Origin of the sequence: Citrobacter sp. C13 (genome assembly GCF_014596815.2) — a bacterium.
Taxonomy (GTDB): domain Bacteria; phylum Pseudomonadota; class Gammaproteobacteria; order Enterobacterales; family Enterobacteriaceae; genus Citrobacter; species Citrobacter portucalensis.
In genome coordinates this window covers 101,502-125,858 of the sequence record NZ_CP115025.1, presented here as the reverse complement: position 1 = coordinate 125,858, position 24,357 = coordinate 101,502, and the positions used below count along the sequence as shown (strand labels likewise).

Annotated in this window: 20 protein-coding genes and 3 pseudogenes; 12 read left to right on the top strand and 11 right to left on the bottom strand. The window is 49.1% G+C overall.

Annotated features, from left to right (window positions below):
- Positions 1-42: 42 nt before the first annotated feature.
- On the bottom strand, positions 43-1,854 hold the full coding sequence (locus IB222_RS23935; protein ID WP_149385139.1) for a nuclease domain-containing protein: 1,812 nt from the start codon (positions 1,852-1,854) through the stop codon (positions 43-45).
- Entirely contained in the window at positions 1,851-4,370 is a 2,520-nt protein-coding gene (locus IB222_RS23930; RefSeq protein ID WP_223240939.1) for an AAA family ATPase, read from the bottom strand. Before IB222_RS23930 ends, IB222_RS23935 begins: the two co-directional genes overlap by 4 nt.
- Positions 4,371-4,559: 189 nt before the next feature.
- Here IB222_RS23930 and IB222_RS23925 point away from each other — a divergent pair, with 189 nt between their 5' ends.
- Positions 4,560-5,540 (top strand): tyrosine-type recombinase/integrase, encoded by a 981-nt coding sequence (locus tag IB222_RS23925; RefSeq protein ID WP_149385140.1) that lies wholly within the window; start codon positions 4,560-4,562, stop codon positions 5,538-5,540.
- A gap of 265 nt (positions 5,541-5,805) precedes the next feature.
- Here the strand turns inward: IB222_RS23925 and IB222_RS23920 are convergent, their stop codons facing one another.
- A complete protein-coding gene (locus IB222_RS23920) occupies positions 5,806-6,600 on the bottom strand; it encodes a helix-turn-helix transcriptional regulator (protein ID WP_040078785.1) in 795 nt (264 codons plus the stop codon).
- An 85-nt stretch (positions 6,601-6,685) separates the two neighbouring features.
- Here IB222_RS23920 and IB222_RS23915 point away from each other — a divergent pair, with 85 nt between their 5' ends.
- Together IB222_RS23915 and IB222_RS23910 are read left to right on the top strand one after the other, a co-directional pair.
- Positions 6,686-7,876, top strand: coding sequence for an MFS transporter (locus IB222_RS23915; RefSeq protein WP_149385141.1), 1,191 nt, complete (start codon positions 6,686-6,688; stop codon positions 7,874-7,876).
- Positions 7,877-7,948: 72 nt separating this feature from the next.
- On the top strand, positions 7,949-8,530 hold the full coding sequence (locus tag IB222_RS23910) for an NAD(P)H-dependent oxidoreductase (RefSeq protein WP_149385142.1): 582 nt from the start codon (positions 7,949-7,951) through the stop codon (positions 8,528-8,530).
- Between the two features lie 139 nt (positions 8,531-8,669).
- Here IB222_RS23910 and IB222_RS23905 read toward each other — a convergent pair whose 3' ends face one another.
- Positions 8,670-9,563: a LysR family transcriptional regulator gene (locus tag IB222_RS23905; protein ID WP_040078782.1), complete on the bottom strand. Its 894-nt coding sequence runs from the start codon at positions 9,561-9,563 to the stop codon at positions 8,670-8,672.
- Between the two features lie 133 nt (positions 9,564-9,696).
- Between IB222_RS23905 and IB222_RS23900 the strand changes: the two genes are divergently transcribed.
- The 5 genes and pseudogenes from IB222_RS23900 to IB222_RS23880 all read left to right on the top strand — a co-directional run bounded on the left by IB222_RS23900 (position 9,697) and on the right by IB222_RS23880 (position 14,336).
- Positions 9,697-11,094 (top strand): amidohydrolase family protein, encoded by a 1,398-nt coding sequence (locus tag IB222_RS23900; RefSeq protein WP_149385143.1) that lies wholly within the window; start codon positions 9,697-9,699, stop codon positions 11,092-11,094.
- A 14-nt stretch (positions 11,095-11,108) separates the two neighbouring features.
- Positions 11,109-11,581: pseudogene (locus IB222_RS23895) on the top strand (DMT family transporter).
- A gap of 75 nt (positions 11,582-11,656) precedes the next feature.
- A pseudogene (locus tag IB222_RS23890) lies at positions 11,657-12,496 on the top strand (SMP-30/gluconolactonase/LRE family protein).
- A gap of 33 nt (positions 12,497-12,529) precedes the next feature.
- A protein-coding gene (locus IB222_RS23885; protein WP_103215986.1) for an IS1-like element IS1A family transposase occupies positions 12,530-13,227 on the top strand; the annotation gives its coding sequence in 2 pieces (ribosomal slippage) (positions 12,530-12,779 and positions 12,779-13,227; 699 coding nt in all).
- A 128-nt stretch (positions 13,228-13,355) separates the two neighbouring features.
- Positions 13,356-14,336: pseudogene (locus IB222_RS23880) on the top strand (IS5-like element IS5 family transposase).
- Between the two features lie 279 nt (positions 14,337-14,615).
- On the opposite strand, the gene IB222_RS23875 reads toward IB222_RS23880, so the two are convergent.
- Together IB222_RS23875 and IB222_RS23870 are read right to left on the bottom strand one after the other, a co-directional pair.
- Positions 14,616-15,080 (bottom strand): isoprenylcysteine carboxylmethyltransferase family protein, encoded by a 465-nt coding sequence (locus IB222_RS23875; RefSeq protein WP_001243598.1) that lies wholly within the window; start codon positions 15,078-15,080, stop codon positions 14,616-14,618.
- 245 nt (positions 15,081-15,325) lie between these two features.
- On the bottom strand, positions 15,326-16,984 hold the full coding sequence (locus IB222_RS23870; protein ID WP_000706606.1) for an FAD-dependent oxidoreductase: 1,659 nt from the start codon (positions 16,982-16,984) through the stop codon (positions 15,326-15,328).
- A gap of 161 nt (positions 16,985-17,145) precedes the next feature.
- On the opposite strand from IB222_RS23870, the gene IB222_RS23865 reads away from it, so the two are divergent.
- Positions 17,146-17,496, top strand: a complete 351-nt coding sequence (locus IB222_RS23865) for a metalloregulator ArsR/SmtB family transcription factor (protein WP_000928911.1) — start codon at positions 17,146-17,148, stop codon at positions 17,494-17,496.
- 304 nt (positions 17,497-17,800) lie between these two features.
- Here the strand turns inward: IB222_RS23865 and IB222_RS23860 are convergent, their stop codons facing one another.
- The 5 genes from IB222_RS23860 to IB222_RS23840 form a co-directional block, all read right to left on the bottom strand.
- Positions 17,801-18,277, bottom strand: coding sequence for a Dps family protein (locus IB222_RS23860; protein ID WP_000043177.1), 477 nt, complete (start codon positions 18,275-18,277; stop codon positions 17,801-17,803).
- Between the two features lie 114 nt (positions 18,278-18,391).
- Positions 18,392-18,742, bottom strand: a complete 351-nt coding sequence (locus IB222_RS23855; RefSeq protein ID WP_023135766.1) for a PaaI family thioesterase — start codon at positions 18,740-18,742, stop codon at positions 18,392-18,394.
- 247 nt (positions 18,743-18,989) lie between these two features.
- Positions 18,990-19,451: a NifB/NifX family molybdenum-iron cluster-binding protein gene (locus IB222_RS23850; protein WP_000626969.1), complete on the bottom strand. Its 462-nt coding sequence runs from the start codon at positions 19,449-19,451 to the stop codon at positions 18,990-18,992.
- Positions 19,426-19,746, bottom strand: coding sequence for a DUF134 domain-containing protein (locus IB222_RS23845; protein ID WP_001137910.1), 321 nt, complete (start codon positions 19,744-19,746; stop codon positions 19,426-19,428). Before IB222_RS23845 ends, IB222_RS23850 begins: the two co-directional genes overlap by 26 nt.
- A 459-nt stretch (positions 19,747-20,205) precedes the next feature.
- Positions 20,206-21,210, bottom strand: coding sequence for an IS110-like element IS5075 family transposase (locus IB222_RS23840; protein WP_000427614.1), 1,005 nt, complete (start codon positions 21,208-21,210; stop codon positions 20,206-20,208).
- Between the two features lie 187 nt (positions 21,211-21,397).
- On the opposite strand from IB222_RS23840, the gene IB222_RS23835 reads away from it, so the two are divergent.
- From IB222_RS23835 to IB222_RS23825, 3 genes are read left to right on the top strand one after another with little or no spacing between them, the layout of a single operon-like run.
- Positions 21,398-22,006, top strand: a complete 609-nt coding sequence (locus IB222_RS23835) for a TetR/AcrR family transcriptional regulator (RefSeq protein WP_000379506.1) — start codon at positions 21,398-21,400, stop codon at positions 22,004-22,006.
- Positions 22,003-23,154, top strand: a complete 1,152-nt coding sequence (locus tag IB222_RS23830) for an efflux RND transporter periplasmic adaptor subunit (protein ID WP_016236501.1) — start codon at positions 22,003-22,005, stop codon at positions 23,152-23,154. Before IB222_RS23835 ends, IB222_RS23830 begins: the two co-directional genes overlap by 4 nt.
- Positions 23,151-24,356: an ABC transporter permease gene (locus IB222_RS23825; protein ID WP_000624215.1), complete on the top strand. Its 1,206-nt coding sequence runs from the start codon at positions 23,151-23,153 to the stop codon at positions 24,354-24,356. The genes IB222_RS23830 and IB222_RS23825 overlap by 4 nt, the downstream gene beginning before the upstream one ends.
- Position 24,357 lies beyond the last annotated feature (1 nt).

Here is a 24,357-nt window from a genome sequence, read left to right as displayed (position 1 = left end):
AAATAATGGCGGCAATTTAAGAAGATAGCCGCCTTCGGTAAGCTACATCATCTTTAGATTATAATATTGCACTAAGCTTCTTAGTTTATCATCAAGTCCATTATTAGATGGAGCATATATTGTCCCGATCGCTTGTGGTAAAGCTGGATGTGACCCCGTAATGAAATGTTTTGAAGAAACTGTTTTTACAAGCGTTCCTGCTTTATCATGCGGGAATAACAAAATCAGTAAGTCAATAGGGGTAACTGAATTATCATTTGATAAAGAGTGAATATTAAAAAGATAGCGCGGTATTAGTTTTGGAATGTCGTAATCTCTTACATTGCGCGCATCTTTATACTTAGCGTCAATAATCAATGTTAAAGATTTTTTCCATTTTTTTGAATGGATTTTTATCACAAAATCAGGGCAAAAATGGTGCTTGCCATAAAGAGTGGTGGCAAAGGAATTACTAGTATCTATTAAATCACCTGGTCGTGATGAGTTCGTCATCGGAAATATCTTTGGTTCATAAAAAAGCTCTACCTGAAAACTATCTCCAGAAAACATGAAGTGGTTATTGACTACACCGGTTGGCCTGTTAACCACGGCCCCACCGAACCCATTGGATTCTGAATAATCTCTGTATGTTTGCAGACTCAAACTTACTTCGAAAATTTCAGAAATGCTTTTATGGAGCATTATAAGGCTGGTTATCTCATATACAATGGAAAGGTTTTTCAGGCCGAAAAGAAAATTAGTGTCGTCAAAAGCAGGTGCTGTTGATAGATTCGCGATGTTTATTAATCTAAAAGCTTCTCGGTAATGTGCTTTTTTAGCCACAAAAGATGTGATTCTTGGGCTAATGTTGGGATTAATCCTCGAGTTTATGATTTTTCTATAACTATATATAAGTTTTTTTACAAGCTCATGATTGTCTTCGATATCCTTTATACGCATTTTCAAAGCTATTTTCGCATATTTGGACATTGTATGGTCAAAGCGGACGTATTCTGTATCAGAATAAATCATCTCTTTACCTGTGAACTCCGTATAATGCTTTATTAGCGCAAGTAAGAATTTATCAGCATTATATAAAAAAGAGTTTATTACAATATTTTCATAAACATTAGTGTCATCTATAAGTACTTCCTTGGGTTGTTCATCAAAATGATAACCACGGTTGTTAAAATATATGTTATAGTTATCTGCTGTAGAAGGAGATAATTTATCTAAATTCGTAAGTGCCCAGTATACAGAATCAGGCCCCGTTGGCTGACCATTTTGAGATAGGATTACCATCTGCTTCCAGTGAGCTTTCTTATCGTTAACAAAAGCTGGTAATGTTCTCGATAAATATTTCACTGCGTGGATAACAGCATCGTACTTACTAAACTTATGTTCATCCTCGCTATTAAAACCACCTCCATTCTTACTTCTCGAAAAGCATATGGCTGCAGCATCATCGACATTATCACTAATAAACCCTAACATCTCTTCAGCTAATTTTGCATTTTCTTTTCTTGCTAAAATGTTAAATTTAAATATTAATGGTTTTGCTTCCGCTTTATCAAAGCAGATAGTAACCTCGCTTTCACCAAAGAAATTAAAGAAATAACGCGAAGAATGAGAGTATGACGGCTCGCTAGATACAAAATGATACTCCCCGTATGGGGAGTTATCATTTCTAATAAATTTCGTTGGAATATCACCGATTAACAAAATAGGCTCACCAATATTAAGAAACTCTTGTTCACTTAAAATTAAGTGGAATACTAATTTGTCATTTTCTCTTACCTCATAACAACCGCTGTCCATTAAAGGTATTCTAAACTCATCAGTACCACTATAGATATTAGCGTAACAATCAATCATAAATTATTTCCATATCCAAAAAGATTTTGACTTCCATGATTGATGCTTCTTTTAAGTAAGCGGCAAGATCTCTCCATTTCCTCAGGAAGTATATTCAACAGAGTTTCTAATCTTTTACCGAACCCTTGCCCATAACCATTTAATAGAGGTAATATGTGTTGAGATATTGCGTAGTCCAATGCTAAGTATCGACTCTCCATCGACATTAACGGACCCGCGATGTTATAATAATATCTTATAGCCTTTATTTTTCTGTATGAAACAATAATTGGAATGCCAAATTCCAATCTATCATCGCGTAAAACACTTATTATTGATGATAGGGTTTGCTCTACATCTTGCGGTATTTCTAAACTTGTTGGCTGAAAAGCTTTGATAAAGTCATTACCAGATATTGCTTCCATTATCATATTTGATTTAACTTCGGACTCTTTAATGACAACATCATAGTTATGTTCAAAGTCATCGAAGTTGATAATCGCAGCCCGATCTAATAATCGAGGTGTCAGTGTTTGTACGGTTTCATCTTGGTTTATTGTCCCTAAAAATCTAAGATAGTCGGGTACCAATAAGTATGGCTCGTCAGGATTACCTGTAGAAAGGGATCGTTGCGATTCAGGATCTGCCATCTCCAAGAACGGGCTAAAATAATGTTCCGGTTGTGATAGGTTAAATTCATCTAAAAGAATAATTGCGGCCGCAGAATCGACATTACTAATCTTTTCGTTATGTAAGTGAGTTAGGAATTCATATAACCCTGTAGATGACGATGTAAATGACTGCGATAAGGCATTATAGAAACCAAGAACATCCCTGAATGATGACCAACCTCTTGCTACAGGTATGTTTAATAATCGATTCTGAAGGCCTAAACAATTTCCCAGCATTTTTGCAAGGGAGGTTTTACCTGTTCCAGGCAATCCGCTAAATAGAGTAAATTGCGTTTGTGAGATAGTAGTTAGAATATTTGCAGCCGTAGAATAATCTGTTTTTCGTCCTTGTTTATTTAAAGAATCGAGCACACTATCGATAATCTCTTCACGTAAATCTTCCATGCCAATCTTATTAGGTTGCTTTCTAATCGTAACATTGAAATCTCTTTTTTTAGAATCACTTCTTGGTCTGACACCACAAAGGGCATCAACGTCGGGTTTAAGTTTTACAAGACGACTGGTTAGAGCTTCATTACTCTCTTTTAATTTTGAAGCTACCTCGTCAACTTGCTCTTGCATGCGCTTCATTCTATCACGCGCTCTATCACGATCCTTCTCTAGATCATCTATTTCAGTGGTCAGTTTTTCAAGATTTACTAGTTTTGAAAGTCTTTCTTCTTTTGTAGATATATCGGTGTTCAAACTTTCAAGTTTATGCCTTTGTTCTGATAATTGTAGATCAAGCTTTTTCTGAGCTTCTTCAGTAAGTCCCGGGAGCGAGTCTGTATTATTTATTTCAATGTCATTTCGCTCACGAGTTTTTTTTCTTATTTCAAGTTCAAGAGATTCTTTCTTCGTGTTAAGCTCGGATATAATTTCAGTTAACTTAGAAGTTTCGTTGTTTAATCTCCGAGTTAAATTCTCTTTCTCTTCCTTAAAAAAAACTTCTCTGTTTTCTTCAATGAAACTTTTAACAATTTGTTTTCCTTTATCGGTAGATATAAAGCTATCAAGAAGTTCTACTCTTGTTTCATCCCACCCCTCTGCATTTTCGAGGCAGTTAAAAAGCCGGTTAAATCTTTGAGGAAATGCTCTGAATTCCTTTGAGGATGAAAAATGCTTTCGTATTTGAGATATTGTTCCTTTAGTAAAGCTTCTTATGTCGGAATTTTGCGCTATCTTGTTTCCGTATGTTGATATAATTTGATCGTCTGAAATAAAATCAATAACTTCATCAACTTGCTCAAGGTTTCTTTTTATATTTGATAAATATGAAGTGTTGTTTTTATTGTTGCTTGCTATATTTGCTATACATTTCTGAATGCCAATCCTTCCGATATGATATTGAGGTATTCTATTTAGTGGAGTGTTTATAGGCTTTAAAGTTAATGTAAATGTATCAGATGACTCATCATGAGATGCTAAAAAGTCGAATGGGCCAAAGATATAATCATCTTCCTCAATAACTATTGTCTTTGTTGTCGGTTTAGTCTCTGTCACTAAAAGTGGGCTTTCTGGTACCGGAAGTTTACCACTTATAATTTGACTAACTTGAAGGCCTTTTATTTCTTCACAAGAATTAAATCTAGTTACATATTTGCAATCTCCCTCTTTTTTTTCGAAGTTTGTTGGGGAGCAAGTTGCTTCAAATAAGTTGTCTTTGAATTTTTCCTTAATTTCTGAAAAACCTCCTGTTACGAATACTTGCTCGGTTTCGCAAAAAAATTCGCTTTGATTGATTGGTATTATTTCTCCATTACTAAATACTTCATAATACGCTTTCAACTTACCAAATTGGTCTTCGCGCTCTCCATAAAAAGCTTGATCAATAGTACATAAAACTTTTCTTTCATTAACACTCATTTTCAATTTCCATTTTTATCGTCAATTAAGATTTATCCTATCATTTTCCTTTTTCTTATCAATTTTTTTCTTTACTTATTAAAATGTATGTTTGAGAAAGTAGACTCTCTGCGATAGACTTCACATGGGCAATCGGGCCCGTTTTTTCACACAGCGCGCCGGGCATTTTCCGGCCCGGGAGAGTGCCGGATGACAGACGATGATGCGAGTTCGTTACCGGAGTTGGCACCGCTGATACCTGAAAGTGAATTATGGCCGTTGCCAGCCGGCGGCGAGCGTCCCCTCGGTCCCGCACGTGCATACCTTCTTTCCCTGAATTCTCCGCGCAGTCGTCAGACCATGGCATCTTTCCTCGGGATCGTGGCCCGGATGCTCGGTGCTTCCAGTGCTGATACCTGTAGCTGGGGAAGCCTGCGCCGGCACCATGTCATGGGGATCACTGAGCTCCTGCGCGATACCGGTCGCGCCACGGCTACCGTTAACACCTACCTTGCCGCGCTGAAGGGTGTGGCAAAAGAGGCCTGGATGCTGAGGCTGATGGATGTGGAGAGCTTTCAACATATCCGCGCGGTGCGGAATTTTCGCGGGAGTCGCCTACCTCGTGGCCGTGCCTTGCCGGCGGAAGAAGTACGTCAGCTATTTGCCGCCTGCGACGCTGATCGGAGTAGCCTCGGGGTACGGGATGCGGCCATACTGGGCGTACTGCTAGGCTGTGGTCTGCGCCGTTCTGAAGCTGTTGGCCTCAGTTTAAGTGACATTGTCACGTCTGAGAGGGCCTTCAGAGTGCTTGGAAAAGGCAATAAGGAACGACTGGCCTACATGCCTGAAGGAACCTGGCAGCGCCTTCTGCTCTGGATCGATCAGGTGCGTGGTGAAAACCCCGGACCGTTGTTCACCCGCATACGTCGGTTTGACACCCTGACGAATGACCGCCTTACCGACCAGGCTGTATACCATATTCTGCAGGTACGTCAGGGCCAGGCCGGAATTCCGCAATGTGCCCCGCATGACCTGAGGAGAACCTTTGCCACCGTGATGCTTGATAACGGCGAAGACCTGATAACGGTGAAGGATGCAATGGGCCATGCCAGTGTTGCCACCACCCAGCAGTACGATCGCCGGGGAGAGGCGCGACTGCGAACGGCACGTGATCGCATCAGTCTGCCATGATAACCAGCTAAGTTATTAAGTTATTAAGTTATCAGCATGTTAAGATTATAGGTTCTGAATTTTTCGACCTGCCAGTAGATGCCAGCCGGCCTTTTTCAAAACAAACGCGTAATGTTTACTTTTTCATTCATGCAGTTTTTCGTGTCCGCTTTGAGCGAAGATCATCCCCTCAGCCTTATTCTCACTTCTCAAGGATTAAGCCTTTCTCCATATAGATTCATCGTAGTTAGTTAGTGATCATCAAGCTTCAGACTGGCGATAACCTTCAATTCAGCGAAGAAAAATACTGAGTTGGTGATTTCCCCAATGCTTTCTTAAACATAGTGATAAAGGCACTTACCGAGTCATATCCCAGAGTGCCTGATACCCTTTGAACCGACTGACCTTCGGCAAGATGATTCAGGGCAATCATAAGATGAAGCTGCTGGCGCCAGCGTCCGAAACTCATTCCCGTCGTACCTTGTATCAATCTTGCCAGCGAGCGTTCGCTGGTTGCCAGGCGCGCAGCCCACTGCTTTAGCGTCGCCCTGTCACCTGGATCTGCAAAAAGTGCCTCAGCCATATGCCTGATTTTTGGATGATCTGATACGGTCAGATGGAGTGCTTCCACCGGTGCATCCGGAATTTGCTCCAGGAGAACAGCTGCGAGTCTTGACGCTTTACTTTCAGGGGAATAACAGGGAGCCTCTGCAGCAAGATAAAGAATGAGCTCGCGGACAAGAGGCGTTATGGCAACCGTACAGCATATTTCAGGCGTCACAGCCGCACCGGGTTCGACGAACAGGAAACAGGAGCGGGCATTCTGCGTTACTCGGCAACGGTGAAGCATATTGCCAGGGATCCAGACAGCATGTCGGGGAGGAACAAGCCACAGGTCATTCTGAACTTCGCAGCTCACTGCTCCGTACAAGGACAGGATAAGTTGACCTTTCCGATGAGCGTGCGGGGTGATGCCGGAATACTCCTGAGCCTGCACCGCCTGCAGAGCGATGGCTGGCTGGGGAAACGAATCTGCATCAAACTCGTCAGGAGAGGAAACCACTTTTTTATGATTTGGCATGATTTAGCAATATTTTGTCTTATTATCTATATTTTGTAATGGACATGTTCCTTAAAGTCACTCTTTTTTAGAGAACGTGTGAAATATGTCAGATACCAAAAGCAAATGGCACTCTGTCGCCCTTGTGTCAGGAATTCTTTTTATCGCCATCAACCTGCGGGTTCCTTTTACTTCGATAGCACCGGTTTTAACGCTCATTCAGGATCATTTTCAACTGAGTATAACGTCGGTTGGATGGCTTAATTCATTGCCGTTGTTTGCCTTTGCTGTTTTTTCGCCTTTGAGTGCGGCTATTGCCCGTCGATTTGGTCTGGAGCGCACCCTCTTCAGCGCACTGTTGGTTATTTCAGTGGGAATTTTGCTGCGTTCTGCAGGCAGCATGTGGGCGCTATATGTCGGAACGATCCTTATCGGTACCGGTATCGCACTGGGGAATGTCCTGCTACCAGGTCTTATCAAGCGTGACTTTGCCGGAAATGTCGCCTCAATGACGGGGGCCTATTCCATTACAATGGGGGCTGCAGGAGCAGTGGGTTCGGCCATTATCATTCCTCTTGCGCAACACTTTGGCTGGAATATTGCTCTCGCCCTCCTGGTGGCAGCGCCAGCGCTTGCCCTGATTATGTGGTTTCCGCAACTAAGCAATCATCAGAAGCTCAGGCTCTCAGGTCAGAATCAGACCGTGAGTGTTTCAGTCTGGAGCTCTCCCCTGGCATGGCAGGTAACTTTATTTATGGGGCTGAATGCCATGCCATTTTACGTGGCAGTAGGATGGCTACCGGCCATTCTTACGGATAACGGGATCACCCCCGAAAGGGCAGGAGCTGTACACGGGATGCTGCAGCTCACTACCGCGATACCCGGGCTGATACTTGCAGCCACGTTACGTCGTCTTAAGGATCAGAAACTGGCGGCCGTTTTTGTCAGTCTGCTGTCGGGAATCTCCATTATCGGAATGTTATATACACCAGGCCTGTCGATGCTGTGGGCTGCCATTCTGGGGTTTGGTTGTGGTGCCAGCATGATGCTGGGTCTGACCTTCATCGGATTGCGGACAACAAATGCAGGCGACGCTGCGGCACTGTCAGGCATGGCGCAGTGCGTAGGCTATCTGATGGCCGCGATGGGTCCCCTGTTGCTGGGTAAAGTCCACGACTGGTCCGGTGGCTGGACAGTACCGTTGCTGATGACCGCTGCAATAACGGTGGCCGGTGCCTGTACCGGGCTGGCCGCAGGACGCAACGTCTGCCTCGAACCTGGCGCCACGGCAGTGTAACTGTTGCCGTCGCTAAAGCAGAAGATTATTTTAAATATTCAGCTTCTAATACTATGAAAAGGCGTGATTTTTATGAGTAATATTTTGATTATTAATGGCGCTAAAAGCTTTAACTTTGCCAGAGGCGAGCTAAACGAACTCTATGTCAATACTGCGCGTGAGGTGCTGAGCAAACTTGGGCACAACGTCTGCGTAACCAAGGCTGACTGCGAATTTGAACCGCACGACGAGATCACAAAAATTCTGAACAGCGATGTATTGATTTATCAGATGCCTGGATGGTGGATGGGTGAACCCTGGACGGTAAAAAAATGGGTCGATGAGGTATTTACGGCGGGTCAGGGGGCCCTCTATGAAAGTGATGGGCGTACACGTTCTGATGGCTCCAAAAAGTACGGATCGGGCGGTCTTCTTCAGAACAAAAAATACATGCTTTCCCTGACCTGGAATGCCCCCCTGGAAGCCTTTACCGATCCGGAACAGTTCTTTGAGGGTCAGGGTGTGGACGGGATGTATCTTCATTTTCATAAGCTAAACCAGTTCCTTGGCATGATCCCGTTGCCCACTTTCATCACTAATGATGTGGTCAAATCGCCGGATGTGGAAAATGAAATCCACCGTTTCAGCGAACACCTGATTGCGACATATTCCTGAACCAGAGCGATGCCCGATATTTTCAGTACAAGGCTTGTCATTTCCGGGGGAAGGGTAAAGGATCAACCCAGCCCAACACCTGCATGATAATAAATACTTCAGGATAAGTTTTTCATGCCGGTGATTTCACACCCGGACGTCACCCTTTTGAAAATAGTCCGGCAACCCAGTCAGCAAAAACGCGAACAGCTGGAGAAAGAAACCGCTGATGCGGATAAAGCAATGTGACCGGAACTGATGGAGGTTGCCAGTCTTCCAGAACTTCAATAAGCCTGCCTTTCTTAAGATCCTCAGAAACAATACTTTCTGCCAGCTGTGCCAGCCCAAAACCTTCAAGACACATTTTAATGTAGAGTCCCGTTTCGTTAACGGCTGCGTTTCCTGTTACAGGCACGTACAAATTTTCGGTGCCACGCAGGAAATGCAGCTCGTCTGTGCGCCTGCCCGAGCCGGAAATATAGTGGATGGCCCGATGCTCTGACATATCGTCCGGGGTTTGAGGAATACCATATTCCTTGAGGTAGTCAGGAGAGGCGCAGGTGATCCACCGAAACCGGCCTAGTGGGCGGGCCACAAGCGTAGAGTCATTAAGCTCTCCCGTTCTGATCACGCAGTCAACTCCCTCCTGAACCAGATTCACCTGTCTGTCGCTGACGCCAATCATCAGATAAATATCCGGATAAAGCCGGTAAAAATCTTTCAGGTTTGGCATGACGATGAAGTGGGCTATCCCGCCCGGCATATCAACGCGTAAACGTCCCGTTGGCCTCCCTCCGGCATCCTTCAGCCCGGATTCTGCATGTTCGATTAAGGAAAGTATCTCCCTGCACTCACCGAGATACTGCATACCTTCAGGGGTAAGGCTGACCCGCCTCGTTGTCCGGTTAAGCAGGCGAACCTGCAAATACTTCTCAAGACTTTTTATCGTGCTGGTTACCGTCGATGAGGGCATTGAAAGCGTTTCTGCTGCCCGCACGAAGCTCCCGGCTTCAGCCACGCGTAAAAAGATCTGCATAGCCTGAATGCGATCCATTTCTTCCTCTTAGCTGATGATCAGTGAAGATTATTATTCGTGAATTATGAATTATGAAAACAGTTTAAGCATCTTTTTCACTTTAATACAGCCACGTATTGTTTCTCAGATTGCTAAGAAAGAGGCTGTTCAGATGAACGATTACATCAGAAATATTGTGAATAACAAGACTGCAAAACCACCGTTAACATTGATTCGGGGTGCAACGATCCTGAGCATGGATGACAACGTGGGCAACATTGAGCACGGCGACATCCTTATTCGTGGTGCAACCATCACAGCCGTGGGTCAGAACCTGGACGCGCAGGATGCCCACGTGATAGATGCCAAGAACATGATTGCCATGCCGGGAATGGTGGATTCACATCGTCACGCATGGGAAGGCCAGCTGCGCCGTATCAACCCTAATGCTACTTGTCTGGATGACTACAGCAACGCCACGCATTTCTCTTTCGCCAAATATTATCGCCCTGCCGATATCTATGTGGGTAACCTGCTTACTGCCCTGGGCGCAATTGATGCGGGCATTACCACCGTTATTGATAATTCGCACAACAGCCGCACCGCTGCACACTCTGATGCCGCCGTAGAGGCGCTGCTGGATTCGGGCATTCGTGCTATTCACGCCTCCGGGGCACCCGTTGCAGGCGAATGGGACAAAGCGCACTGGCCGGGCAACTGGCAGCGCCTGCAGGAGAAGTATTTCAAAAACAACCCTGAAGGGCTTGTCTCTCTGGGTATCATGGCCCAGCTGGAGCCAAAGCTGTGGGCGGAGGCGCGGAGGCTGGGACTACCAATCGTCACTGAATTCTTCGGGGCCGAGATGGCCTCTGAACTTGAATCACTGTATCAGCAGGGGCTGCTGGGGCCGGACAATATTTTCAATCACTGCACGGCGTTGCCTGATGAGGGATGGGACATCCTGCGCAAAGCCGGTGTACGGGTAAACGTCTGCCCCCGTTCCGATTCGCATTATGGCATTGAAACCGGGATGTTCGCCATTGAAGCCGCGCAGCGTCATGGTATTAACCCGGGCCTGAGTGTTGATAACGAAACGTCTTACAGTACCGATATGTTTATGGAAATGCGTGTGGCCTTTTACCTGCAAAGGGTAATGGGCATGCACCAGCAGCACTGCTGCGAGTCAACCCACTCGCTGAAAACGCTGCCGGCAGCGCAGCTCCTTAAATCCGCGACTGTCGATGGCGCAGCCTGTGCAGGGCTGCAGGACAAAATTGGCAGCCTGACACCCGGCAAACAGGCAGACCTTATCCTGATCAACGCCGACGATATCAACCTCTACCCGAACGGAAATGTGTTTGGCACCGTGGTGCATGCAACGGAGCGAAGCAACATTGATACCGTCATGATCGGCGGACGCATCGTCAAGCAGCATGGCAAAGTCGTGGGCGTGGACAGCGCGCGTCTTCACGCTGCAATTGATGAATCCCGGGCGCATCTGTTCGCCGCTGCCGGGTATGAGCCAGACATTTTTGCAGAGACCTTCCTGCCGCCGGAACAGACTCACTGACAGGTATGAAAAGTATGGGCATGATTTATTACGTCATCGCTTTTGCCGCAGGTCTTGGTATCACCCTGCAGACGACCCTGAACAGCCAGCTGGCCAGGGGGCTGGGGGGGATCCCGTTACCGCTGCATTATTTTCGTTTACGGTCGGCGCATTCAGCCTTGGCGTTTACGTATTGCTGCGTGGAGGATTGTTCACCTCGCTTGTGGCAATTCCTTCTCAACCGCTGTGGAGTCTGGCGGGAGGCCTGATCGGGGCCTGCGCTCTTTTCAGCTAGGTTGTGCTCGCGCCCAAAATTGGGTTTTCAGCCCTGCTCGGCCTGGCCATTGTCGGACAGTTACTTTCATCTCAGATGATTGACCATTTTGGCCTTCTGGGTGCCATAAGACGACCGGTCTCGTTGCTCAAACTGGCTGGGATGCTGGTCATGCTGGCCGGTCTTGCAATCATGCTCTTCGGCGATCGCCTGTCACACCGTTTCGTGAACTGATAGAGAAAAATCATACGCCGGTGGCGTCAGAATTAATCCATTAAGGCAGGAATCCTGCCTCACGGAGGTAACAAAATGCTTACGATCGCAGCTCATGTCAGCAATGAACTGGGAGAATGCCCTCTATGGTACGAAAGAACGCGCCGCCTGTACTGGACAGATATTGAGGGCCGTGAATTACTCGCCATGCAGGAAGATAGTGAAGAAATCAGCCGCTGGTCCTTACCGGAACGCCTGGGATCATTTGCGCTGACTGATGAAGAAAGCGTACTACTGATGGGTTTTGAATCCCGCCTCGGCTATTACGATCTGCAGAACGATGTTTTTACCCTGATTGCTGCTGCACCTGGTGCCTAGGGTACACGTATCAACGACGGGCGCTGCGATCGTGCGGGAAATTTTGTATTCAGCTCGATGCACGACGGCAATCCCCTACAGGCTATTGGCAAATTTCACAGGCTGAACGCAGCCACTCTGGAAACAGAGACGCTGAGCCTGCCTGCGGTAGCCATACCTAACAGCATCTGCTTCAGCCCGGATGGCTGCACCATGTATTACAGCGACTCCATGCAGGGACATATTTTTTGTTGTGATTACCCTTCGCTCAGCAATCAGAGAATTTTTGCTGAAGTAGAAGGTGGCGGCGCGCCTGATGGATCCTGCATTGATGCGCAGGGCTATCTGTGGAACGCAGAATGGGGCGGTAGCCGGGTTGTTCGTTACAGCCCTACAGAAGAAATGGACAGCGTTCTGTCTACTCATGCCATTCAGACGACCTGTCCGGTAATCGGCTATTCGTCATTTAAAACGCTTTTTTGTACCAGTGCACGCGTTGGTCTCGCTGAGCCTACCAACTATGATGGTGCACTTTTCAGTATCCGTTCACCTTTTTTGGTGATGCTGCCAACTTACTGATTTAGTGTATGATGGTGTTTTTGAGGTGCTCCAGTGGCTTCTGTTTCTATCAGCTGTCCCTCCTGTTCAGCTACTGACGGGGTGGTGCGTAACGGCAAAAGCACCGCCGGACATCAGCGCTATCTCTGCTCTCACTGCCGTAAAACATGGCAACTGCAGTTCACTTACACCGCTTCTCAACCCGGTACGCACCAGAAAATCATTGATATGGCCATGAATGGCGTTGGATGCCGGGCAACCGCCCGCATTATGGGCGTTGGCCTCAACACGATTTTACGTCACTTAAAAAACTCAGGCCGCAGTCGGTAACCTCGCGCATACAGCCGGGCAGTGACGTCATCGTCTGCGCGGAAATGGACGAACAGTGGGGATACGTCGGGGCTAAATCGCGCCAGCGCTGGCTGTTTTACGCGTATGACAGGCTCCGGAAGACGGTTGTTGCGCACGTATTCGGTGAACGCACGATGGCGACGCTGGGGCGTCTTATGAGCCTGCTGTCACCCTTTGACGTGGTGATATGGATGACGGATGGCTGGCCGCTGTATGAATCCCGCCTGAAGGGAAAGCTGCACGTAATCAGCAAGCGATATACGCAGCGAATTGAGCGGCATAACCTGAATCTGAGGCAGCACCTGGCACGGCTGGGACGGAAGTCGCTGTCGTTCTCAAAATCGGTGGAGCTGCATGACAAAGTCATCGGGCATTATCTGAACATAAAACACTATCAATAAGTTGGAGTCATTACCGATTTGTCGGTACTATAGCACCAATTTTTAGATCTTCTCGGTTAGGGAAGGTGCGAACAAGTCCCTGATATGAGATCATGTTTGTCATCTGGAGCCATGGAACAGGGTTCATCATGAGTCATCAACTTACCTTCGCCGACAGTGAATTCAGCAGTAAGCGCCGTCAGACCAGAAAAGAGATTTTCTTGTCCCGCATGGAGCAGATTCTGCCATGGCAAAACATGGTGGAAGTCATCGAGCCGTTTTAACCCAAGGCTGGTAATGGCCGGCGACCTTATCCGCTGGAAACCATGCTACGCATTCACTGCATGCAGCATTGGTACAACCTGAGCGATGGCGCGATGGAAGATGCTCTGTACGAAATCGCCTCCATGCGCCTGTTTGCCCGGTTATCCCTGGATAGCGCCTTGCCGGACCGCACCACCATCATGAATTTCCGCCACCTGCTGGAGCAGCATCAACTGGCCCGCCAATTGTTCAAGACCATCAATCGCTGGCTGGCCGAAGCAGGCGTCATGATGACTCGAGGCACCTTGGTCGATGCCACCATCATTGAGGCACCCAGCTCGACCAAGAACAAAGAGCAGCAACGCGATCCGGAGATGCATCAGACCAAGAAAGGCAATCAGTGGCACTTTGGCATGAAGGCCCACATTGGTGTCGATGCCAAGAGTGGCCTGACCCACAGCCTGGTCACCACCGCGGCCAACGAGCATGACCTCAATCAGCCGGGTAATCTGCTTCATGGAGAGGAGCAATTTGTCTCAGCCGATGCCGGCTACCAAGGAGCGCCACAGCGCGAGGAGCTGGCCGAGGTGGATGTGGACTGGCTGATCGCCGAGCGTCCCGGCAAGGTAAAAACCTTGAAGCAGCATCCGCGCAAGAACAAAACGGCCATCAACATCGAATACATGAAAGCCAGCATCCGTGCCAGGGTGGAGCACCCGTTTCGCATCATCAAGCGGCAGTTCGGCTTCGTGAAAGCCAGATACAAGGGGCTGCTGAAAAACGATAACCAACTGGCGATGTTATTCACCCTGGCCAACCTGTTTCGGGTGGACCAAATGATACGTCAGTGGGAGAGATCTCAGTAAAAACCGGAAATAACGCCAGAAATGGTGGAAAAAATAGCCTAAATAGGCTGATTCGATGTGTTTGCGGGAAAAAAATCGGCCCAGATCCGCGAAATTTTAATCAGCGAGTCAGCTTGGGAAGAAATGACCTGCTTATTCGCACCTTCCCTAAGGTACCAGCACTGGCTCAATGGCTACATACGGCACCTGGTTTACGATTACGATATAAAAGCTCAAGGATGATGAATTCTTTTCTTTATGATTTCGACGTTATTTGTCTCCTGCAACACCACGGGGTTGCTATAACCAGCGACGAACCCGTTGGGTATAGCGTTCCCATTCCAACCCGAAACGTTTTCGAAGCTGTACCTCTTCAACATGGATATGTAATCTGGCTACTACAAACATAAACAACGGTACAGCAAGTATCCCCACCAGGCTGCCAAAGCAGAGAGCAACGGATAACTGGAGCCCGCTCATTCCAAGGTAAATAGGGTTTCGACTCCATGCGTAACAACCGACAGTTACCAGCTTGGTGGTTCTATCCGGATGAAGCGGATTAAGCGTCGTGCCGTTCGTGCTCATCTGCCAAGCGGTGTGCAGTATCATGGTAATACAAACACCGGTCAGCAACACGCTTAGCACTATATTCACGATGTCGAAGGTAAAACGCGGGATTGCAGTCAACACATCAGTGACGAAAAACAGCAATAAGATGAGTGGGGGCGGAAACCATACTCTCAATCGAGTCACGAAGTTACGCATTACACAGACCTATCTCTGAACTAAGCAGCCTGATGGCTGCAAAATGAAAATCCAGTCCTTGCCATTCCTATAGTGACCATGAATCTGACATTATATGCCTGATCTGAAAAGTTATTTTTTTCATAACTGTCCTTATAACGGTGCGGGGTCAGTCCACACCTCTGTTCAGGTGAACAAATTCAGCAGACCACTTCACTGTTAAACCTGTGGCGATTCAGGGTGCCATGTGTATGGCACCTCATCTCTTATTTACTTATTGACTCCGTTACCGCCTGCCAGGTTATAAAGCCACCACTCAGATTATATGTCCTGAAGCCGTGGGCCTGAAGAATACGGTATGCCACATGCCCGCGCAGGCCACTCTGGCACCCTATAAAAATCTCTTTATCTTTAGGCACTTTTTCAAGATTCTCCCGCAGGGAATCCAGTGGAATGGATAGCGCGTCAGGATATTCGCCAAATTGTTTCAGTTCGGCAGGAGAGCGAATATCAAGTAAACAATAACTGCCCGGTTCCCGTTGTAACACATCGCTGACATGACATATGACCGTATCTCCTTTCATTACATTTGTCGCCACCATACCAGCCTGGTTAACGACGTCCCTTGCACTGTTAAAAGGTGGAGCATAAGTCAGCTCAAGATGTTCGAGATCGTTGACGGTAAGCCCCGCGCGCTGTGCGACAGACAGGACATCGATGCGTTTATCAACCCCTTTTTTCCCTGATGCCTGAGCCCCGAGAATTTTACCGGTATCGGGGCTGAACAGCAGTTTCAGACTGATCATCGTTGCCCCCGGGTAGTAACCGGCATGATCAGCGGCATGGACGTAAACCTTCTCGTATCGGGTGCCATGAACTTTCAGCTGCTTTTCATTCGCACCGACGCTGCCAATACTCAGCGAAAATACCTTACAAATGGATGTCCCCTGACTGCCATGGTAAAGGCTGTGACGATCTAGCATGTTATCAGCAGCAATGCGTCCCTGGCGGTTGGCGGGCCCTGCCAGAGGAAAATTAGCGGGTTCCTGAAAGACAAAGTCTGGAGTTTCAACGGCATCCCCCACGGCGTAGATGTCAGGGATACTGGTCTGCATACAGGCATTGACGCTTATGCCTCCCCGTTTACCCACTGCGAGCCCGGCTCCTGTGGCAAGGCTGTTCTCAGGTTTTACCCCGATGGCGAGAATAACCATGTCGGTCTGCAGAAACCCACCCTCAGACAGTGCAACGCGGAATCCCGTCTCTGTCCGCAGTACCTCGGTGAGCGCCGTTCTGAGACGCAGATCCACGCCATGACTCCGGATTTCCTGATGCAGGGCAGATGCCATTTCAGGATCAACCGGAGCCATAACCTGTTCCCCCATCTCCAGCAGGGTCACACTGATCCCCCGTTCGCTCAGAGCCTCCATCACTTCAAGTCCGATAAATCCCCCCCCGACAAGCGTGGTGTGAGCTACGTGATGTTGCTCAATCCACCCCAGGATAGCATCCATGTCAGTAAGATTTCGCAGCGTAAAGACACCCTCTTCCTGTAGCCCGGGCAAAGGAGGGACAACCGGAGCGGCGCCGGTACTGAGGAGCAGACGATCCCATTCTTCGCTATAGACCTCCCCTGAGGTCAGATTTTTAACCGTCACCGTTTTATTAACCGGATCCACTGACGTCACTTCATGACAGATACGGACGTCTATGTTAAAGCGGGATTTAAAATCCTCCGGGGTTTTCAGAATCAGTGACTGCCTTAAAGGAATTTTTCCGCCTATATGATAAGGTAATCCACAGTTGGCGAAAGAGACATCGCTTCCCCGTTCAAACACAACAATACTGACATCCTCTGATAACCGACGAGCTCTGGCTGCAGCGGATGCCCCGCCGGCAACACCACCAACAATCACTATTTTCATTACATCCTCTCTGTTCACCCGGGGCAAAAATGCCTGCCAGATATAATCGTTTCCCCGGGCCGGCAGGACGCTGCAGACCTGACGAACACGATGGCAAAATTACGATACCGTTAGTATACTAAATTATATTATATAAAAACACATAGTATGAGAAATCAGCAATGCTCATGAATGAAGACACAAAACGTCAGACAGATATGAAGAATGCGGCCCTGAGGGCAGCAGATGTCTTACGGGGACTGGCCAACAGCGACCGGTTGCTGTTGATGTGTCAGTTAAGCCTGGGGGAAGCGAATGTGGCCGGGCTGGAAGCGGCGGTCGGTATCACTCAGCCGACCCTGTCCCAGCAGCTGGGTGTAATGCGCCGCCTGAAGCTGGTCGAGACCCGACGGGCAGGTAAAATGGTATATTACCGTATTGAGGATAACCGTATCATGACGTTGTTAAATACCTTATATGATCTCTACTGCCCGCAGGCAGGCACCGGTAAAGGAAGCCATAACAACGAATAATATGATCCTGCTTTCCCCGTAAACCGTTTTATCCATGCATCATTAACCCTGTTCAGGCTGTGAAATGCCAGACCGGAACCTGCGATACCTTAACGGGAAAACAACAGTGGTCCGGATATACCAGCCGATGATGCCCGTCACGGACTGTATTTCTCGTTCACGCATTCACTGATTAACCCACTGATTCAATGGTGTTTAATACTGTGACGGTCAGAAAAAACAGCCACAGGAACACGGATGATTCTGCACTGTCAGTAATAGCCTGTGGCTGACAAACCGTTTTTTCTGCTGCCACGGGGTGACATTATTCAAGCAGGCTACGCAACATCCAGGCAGTTTTCTCATGTAACTGGATACGTTGTGTAAGCAGATCTGCTGTGGCTTCATCATTCGCATTATTAACGAGCGGGAACAGGGAGCGTGCAGTTTTAACCACGGTCTCCTGGCCCTGGACAAGATTTTCAATCATGTTTTTTGCTGCCGGAATATCCTTATCTTCATTAACCGCTGTTAAACGTGAAAATTCATGATATGTGCCGGGCGCGAAGCATCCGAGCGAGCGTATACGTTCAGCGATATCATCAACGGCAGTGGCCAGCTCATTGTATTGATTTTCAAACATTAAATGTAAGCTGTTAAACATGGGGCCAGTTACATTCCAGTGATAGTAATGTGTTTTTATATACAGGGTATAGGTGTCAGCAAGAAGCCGGGACAGGCCGTCTGCAATCTCCACCCGGGATGATTCAGCAATACCAATATCAATGATTTGTTTACTCATAACTACCTCTTACACGGTTTCAGTGGAATATACGATATGCGATTATTCTTTCCGGTCTGAGCAAAACACGCCTCAAATTTTTATAATAACCAGGTACACCTGTCGTCTGTCACACTAGCGATGCGCCAGAGCAATATCCTGCGACGGAACAATGAATTTCGCCGTGGCACGTGCCACTGTCTGCTGTCCTTTTGTCAGCCATGCTTCAAGCAGGTAAATCCCCCTGCGTTGCCCAAGCAGTCTGGCACATACCATCAGTTTGTCTCCGGTACAAACGGGTGAAATGAATCTTACCGTCAGTTCAGCCGTCAGGGCTTGCACACCCTGCATGAACAAACAATGAGTCATTGCTGCATCCAGCAGGGTACTCGTCATTCCGCCATGTAAAAGACCCGTATACCCCTGATGCCTGTGATTGGCCGTGTAGTCCGCACATACAGAGCCATCCGGGTGCTCTGAAAACATTAAGTTCACCGTATCAGGGTTGTTGTCGCGGGAACTACAGACCATACAACAGGTATGGGCCTTTCTGGCATCAAGATAACAATTCATCTGTTTCTGCTCAGCGTCCGGTTGTACTGACGGGAGGCATCCGGAATTCAGTCAGCTGAGGGGCTCCCCCGGCATCATTACTGCCTCCTCCACACATTCCGGCTCCTGGTTTATACACAATACGGGTCTGATAAAAATCACCGCCCGTGATGAAATAAACTCATGAATGGCAACAGCGCCCGTTTCCGTGATGATGCTGACGCCCACCCTGGCACGCATTTTCTGCTGTGTTCCCGTCAGAGTGACAGCATTTTTTCCCTTTCGCCTCATGATGAAAGGACTGGCGTCCCTGCTCCGGCTTATTCAGTTCAGTCAGAACACGGGTATCCGGATCACACAGTTCAGTGAACAAACGACGACCACAGTCAGTCTGGTACACCGCGATCTGATGCCCCAGTAATTTACCCAGCATCCGTTCCCCGATGTTACGGACCACAACGCGGCTGACTTGCTGTTGAACCAGCAGGTCAACCAGCTTCCGTTTACCTGAACAATCTGCGCCCAGCGCGGGATTTTCTGTCCGGCTGAGCTCCACACCGCGCTCATCCACCAGGACAAGGTGACTCGCTTTGGTAAAATGATTTGCTACCCGGTCGTCATTCACTGGAATGGCTGTGATCATCTTGTGTAACTCCTTCCCTTTCAGAGTGCATTATTAAGGCCTTGCCCTGAGTGAGACAGTCCACAACCTTAAAACGGGCTGCTTTCAGGACATTGGCCAGTGTCTGCCTTGAAACCCCCATTGCAACAGCCGCTTCCTGCTGTTGCATGCCCAGTAAATCGACCAGCCGTAACGCTTCAAACTCATCTTCTTTTAAATGAACATGTTCAAGCTGGCTCATCGGTCGCGCATTGGGCTTAAAACAGGTATCCGCAGGGCGGCCACAGATGTTACGGGGAATTCTGGGTCTTGGCATGAAGGCTCCTTATTGGCATATGCTATATATACACTCATAAACTGGCATATGCAATATACTCTGCTCACCGGTGGAGAATTTTTTGCTTTACCCTGGAGTCTGTAAGTGGGCAGCAGGTCATGAGAGATGAAGAGAAAGAAAACAGATACTGTATGAGACTCAATTTAAAGTGCTGCCATAAGGGGGTCGTCTCAGAAAACGGAATCTATGGTCACTCCCGTTTTTGCAACACCGATTTTGACGACAAGTTGGCTTGCTTGAATCTATCCGGCGTCTGAATGGGATTTTATTCCCGCGCCTCGATGAGTTCCGCGCCTGATGAACCTCCAGAAAATATACGGCTTCAATGAGCCTTTCCGTTTTACAGGTTCCTCAACAGGCCGGTGGGCCGTTAGTATCATCAATATCAGTATTCGCAAAACCAGATGAATGATTGTTTAAACTGGTGTATTTCTGCCTTTATGCTTCGTAAGTTTGCTGTCGCGCCGTCAGTGCCCAGGCTATTCTGGCCAGCTTGTTTGCCAGAGCACAGGTGACGACAAAGTTGCTTTTCCGACACAACAACTCCCTGACCCAGTCGGCCAACTTGCCAGACTGGTGTTCCAGTTTTTGTATGAATACCCTGGCACACTGAACCAACAAAGTTCGGATCTTTTTGTTGCCCCGCTTGCTAATCCCTAACAATGTCGTCCGACCTCCCGTGCTGTACTGTCGGGGTACCAGCCCTGTTGCCGCCGCAAAGTCACGGCTGCTGGCGTACTGCTTCCCGTCGCCAATCTCAGTTGAAATAGTACTGGCAGTCAGCGTTCCAACGCAGGGAATACTCAGCAAGCGCTGTCCAACCTCATCTTCGTCCAACTTTCGTTTCAACTGAGATTCCAGATCTTTAATCTGCTCAACAAGATAGTGATAATGCTGTTGTAATTTCAGCAGTAACTGGCTGAGATAAAGAGGCAAACTACTGTCCTCAAGAAGGGTACTCAGTCGACTAATAACGGCAGCACCTCGCGGAACGCTGATACCAAATTCCAGCAGAAAAGCATGCATCTGATTAGTTGTTTTCACCTTATCCTGAACCAGGGATTCACGGACACGATGCAGAGCTCGCATTGCCTGCTGAGATTCGGTTCTGGGCTGCACGAAACGCATAGATGGACGTGATGCTGCTTCACAGATAGCTTCAGCATCAACGAAGTCATTTTTGTTGCTTTTAACGAATGGGCGGACAAATTGCGGTGATATCAGCTTTGGAAAATGCCCTAACTCTGCCAGCTTGCGTGCCATAAAGTGAGAACCGCCACAGGCTTCCATCGCGATGGTTGTTGCCGGGCATGTCGCCAGAAATTCGATTAGCTTTGGTCGGGTGAATTTTTTACGGTAAACGGCCTTCCCACGATGATCCTGACAATGAATATGGAAAGAGTTCTTACCCAGATCGATACCAATAAGCGCAATGTTTTCCATGATGGTTCTCCGAATGAAAGCCTGTCCTCAGCATAGTACTGGGAAGGAGGGAGTGACCATCTCATTAAATAAAGCACGTTAAGCCCATTGCAGACTCTAGATATTGACGAGTACGTCGGGTTTTCTCTTGTTTGAGTTGCCTCTTGTGGTAAGGTAGTAATCAATTACTATCTTACAAGGAGTGCTCGTGGACACCCATCCAAAGCATCTGCCGGCCGATGAACGTCGTGCCGTAACTGTCGAGTCCGTCGTGGCGCTTGCCGGTTCACAAAACCCAAGCGAGATAACCACTGCGGCTATCGCTAAACACATGAACTTGACCCAGGGTGCGCTGTTTCGGCACTTCCCGAACAAGGAAGCCATTTGGCAGGCGGTCATGGAGTGGGTAGCAGAGCGCCTATTAGCCAGAATCGATCGATCCGCACAAGGAATCGAGTCGCCCTTGGCAGCCATGGAGGCGATGTTCATGAGTCATATCGAATTCGTAGCTGAGCACCCAGGCGTGCCAAGAATGATGTTTGGTGAGCTTCAGCGTGCCGAATCGACACCGGCCAAGCGCATGGTGCAAACCTTGATTCAGCGCTACAGCGAACGTTTGCATCGTCTCATCGAGAAAGGCAAGGCCAGCGGCGAGTTGTCTCCCTCGCTTGACAACGAGGCGGCGGCAACGCTGTTCATTGGCACGATCCAGGGCTTGGTCATGCAATCGCTGTTGGCGGGTGATGTGGGACGTATGCACCGCGATGCGCCGCGCGTCTTTGCAATTTATCGGCGTGGCATAAGGAGTGCGCAATGAAAAAGTTACCCTTGCAAGGCCGCACCCTGGCACTGCTTGCCGTCATCATTCCTTTGCTGGTGCTTTTTATTTATGTCGGTCTGCGATCAGGGCCGCTCGCCCCGGTCGCTGTGACGGTGGCAAGCGTGGAATCACGGGCTATCACACCGGCGCTGTTCGGCATCGGCACGGTGGAGGCGCGCTACACCTACAAGATCGGGCCGACGTTTGCCGGGCGCGTCAAACGCCTGGAGGTGCATGTAGGCGACCAGGTCAAGGCCGGACAGGTGCTCGGCGAGATGGAGCCGGTCGACCTTGATGATCGGGTGCGCTCACAGGAGTCTGTATTCAAGCGGGCGGAAGCGGCTTTGCGCGAGGCAGAAGCCCGGCAAGCCTACGCGCAAACCCAGGCGCGCCGCTATGAGCAATTGTTTGCGGTGCGCTCGACCAGCGAGGAAATCGTCACCACCAAGCGGCAGGAACTGCAGATCGCCGATGCCGCCCTATCCGCCGCTCGGGAAGATATTGCCCGGGCACGCTCCGACCGCGAAGCACTCGTCGCGCAGCGGAGCAATCTGCGCCTGATCGCGCCGGTCGACGGTGTAGTCGCCGTGCGCGATGCCGATCCCGGCACGACCATCGTCGCGGGCCAGGCCGTGGTGGAAGTGATCGACCCCAAGAGTTTGTGGATCAATGTGCGCTTCGACCAGATCAGCGCATCGGGGCTGGCTGGGGGGCTGCCGGCTCATATCGTCCTGCGTTCGCGTGGTGGCCAGACCTTGAAAGGTCGCGTGCTGCGGGTGGAACCCAAGGCCGACGCGGTAACCGAGGAAACGCTTGCCAAGGTGACATTCGATAACAAACCAGAACCTTTGCCACCAGTGGGTGAACTGGCCGAAGTCACGGTTGACTTGCCGGCGCTCCCGGCCGCTCCACTGATCCCCAACGCTGCCGTCCAGCGTGAAGGCGATAAAGTTGGTGTCTGGCAAATCGTGGATGGTGATCTGCATTTCTCCCCGGTCAAGCTCGGCACTTCCGACCTCAATGGTTACGTGCAGGTGCGCGAAGGGCTCAAGAATGGGGACCAGGTTGTGACCTATAGCGAAAAGGCACTGACGGCGCGCAGCCGCATCCATGTGGTCGAGCATATCCCGGGAGTTTCACGATGATCAGCCTGGCCGGCCGCGACATTCTCCATGCCTGGGGGAAATTCGTCTTCACCGGCATCGGTCTGGGTCTGCTGATCGGCGTCACCCTAGTCATGGCTGGGGTGTACCGAGGCATGGTGGACGACGGCAAGGCGTTGCTCGACAACAGTGGCGCTGACCTTTGGGTGGTGCAAAAGGATACTCTGGGTCCTTATGCGGAGTCGTCCAGCCTCAACGATGACGTGTATCGCGCCATTCTCGCCATGCCGGGAGTCTCACAGGCAGCGAACGCGACCTACCTGACCATGCAGGTACGCAAGGGCGAGAGTGATGTACGCACCATGGTGGTCGGCATCGCGCCCGGTGCGTTGGGGGCTACACCCGGATGGCCTCCTTATCTCGTCGCTGGACGCCAGATCACGCGCGGTCACTACGAGGCTGTGGCCGACATCGCCACCGGCTTCAAACTGGGAGATCGTCTTACCATTCGCCGCAATCATTACACCGTCGTGGGGCTGACACGGCGTATGGTGTCGTCCAGCGGCGACCCGATGGTATTCATTCCGCTCAAAGATGCCCAGGAGGCCCAGTTCCTCAAGGACAACGATGCCATCTGGCAAAGCCGGCGTCGCACCGAAGCCAACCCGGTCTTCAATCGACCCGGTGATCCAGGTTTGCTGGATGCCGTGATTGCTTCACAGAGCAGCAACGCGTTCGTCAATGCCGTGCTGGTCACTCTGAAACCTGGTCATGCGCCGGACGAGGTTGCCGAATCCATCCAGCGCTGGAAGCGTTTGACGGTCTACACCCGGGCACAGATGGAAGACATCCTCGTCGGCAAGCTGATCGCCACCTCGGCCAAGCAGATCGGCATGTTCCTTGTGATTCTGGCCATCGTTAGCGCGGCCATCGTTGCCTTCATCATCTATTCGCTGACGATGGACAAAATCCGTGAGATCGCGGTGTTGAAGCTCATCGGCACACGCAACCGAACCATCGCCGCGATGATCATGCAGCAGGCGCTCGCCCTGGGCGTGATTGGCTTCGTGGTCGGCAAGATCACAGCCACCTTTTCAGCACCGGCTTTTCCAAAATATGTCCTGCTCACGCCAATGGATTCTGTCGCCGGTTTTTTTGCCGTGCTCGTGATCTGCGTTCTAGCTAGCCTCGTCGCCATTCGCATAGCACTCAAGGTCGATCCGGCCGAAGCCATTGGAGGTTGAG

Excerpts from the sequence above, each read along its gene's own strand:
- IB222_RS23935 (WP_149385139.1), bottom strand. The coding sequence starts at position 1,854 with ATGATTGATTGTTACGCTAATATCTATAGTGGTACTGATGAGTTTAGA.
- IB222_RS23930 (WP_223240939.1), bottom strand. The coding sequence starts at position 4,370 with ATGAGTGTTAATGAAAGAAAAGTTTTATGTACTATTGATCAAGCTTTT.
- IB222_RS23925 (WP_149385140.1), top strand. The coding sequence starts at position 4,560 with ATGACAGACGATGATGCGAGTTCGTTACCGGAGTTGGCACCGCTGATA.
- IB222_RS23920 (WP_040078785.1), bottom strand. The coding sequence starts at position 6,600 with ATGCCAAATCATAAAAAAGTGGTTTCCTCTCCTGACGAGTTTGATGCA.
- IB222_RS23915 (WP_149385141.1), top strand. The coding sequence starts at position 6,686 with ATGTCAGATACCAAAAGCAAATGGCACTCTGTCGCCCTTGTGTCAGGA.
- IB222_RS23910 (WP_149385142.1), top strand. The coding sequence starts at position 7,949 with ATGAGTAATATTTTGATTATTAATGGCGCTAAAAGCTTTAACTTTGCC.
- IB222_RS23905 (WP_040078782.1), bottom strand. The coding sequence starts at position 9,563 with ATGGATCGCATTCAGGCTATGCAGATCTTTTTACGCGTGGCTGAAGCC.
- IB222_RS23900 (WP_149385143.1), top strand. The coding sequence starts at position 9,697 with ATGAACGATTACATCAGAAATATTGTGAATAACAAGACTGCAAAACCA.
- IB222_RS23875 (WP_001243598.1), bottom strand. The coding sequence starts at position 15,080 with ATGCGTAACTTCGTGACTCGATTGAGAGTATGGTTTCCGCCCCCACTC.
- IB222_RS23870 (WP_000706606.1), bottom strand. The coding sequence starts at position 16,984 with ATGAAAATAGTGATTGTTGGTGGTGTTGCCGGCGGGGCATCCGCTGCA.
- IB222_RS23865 (WP_000928911.1), top strand. The coding sequence starts at position 17,146 with ATGCTCATGAATGAAGACACAAAACGTCAGACAGATATGAAGAATGCG.
- IB222_RS23860 (WP_000043177.1), bottom strand. The coding sequence starts at position 18,277 with ATGAGTAAACAAATCATTGATATTGGTATTGCTGAATCATCCCGGGTG.
- IB222_RS23855 (WP_023135766.1), bottom strand. The coding sequence starts at position 18,742 with ATGTTTTCAGAGCACCCGGATGGCTCTGTATGTGCGGACTACACGGCC.
- IB222_RS23850 (WP_000626969.1), bottom strand. The coding sequence starts at position 19,451 with ATGATCACAGCCATTCCAGTGAATGACGACCGGGTAGCAAATCATTTT.
- IB222_RS23845 (WP_001137910.1), bottom strand. The coding sequence starts at position 19,746 with ATGCCAAGACCCAGAATTCCCCGTAACATCTGTGGCCGCCCTGCGGAT.
- IB222_RS23840 (WP_000427614.1), bottom strand. The coding sequence starts at position 21,210 with ATGGAAAACATTGCGCTTATTGGTATCGATCTGGGTAAGAACTCTTTC.
- IB222_RS23830 (WP_016236501.1), top strand. The coding sequence starts at position 22,003 with ATGAAAAAGTTACCCTTGCAAGGCCGCACCCTGGCACTGCTTGCCGTC.
- IB222_RS23825 (WP_000624215.1), top strand. The coding sequence starts at position 23,151 with ATGATCAGCCTGGCCGGCCGCGACATTCTCCATGCCTGGGGGAAATTC.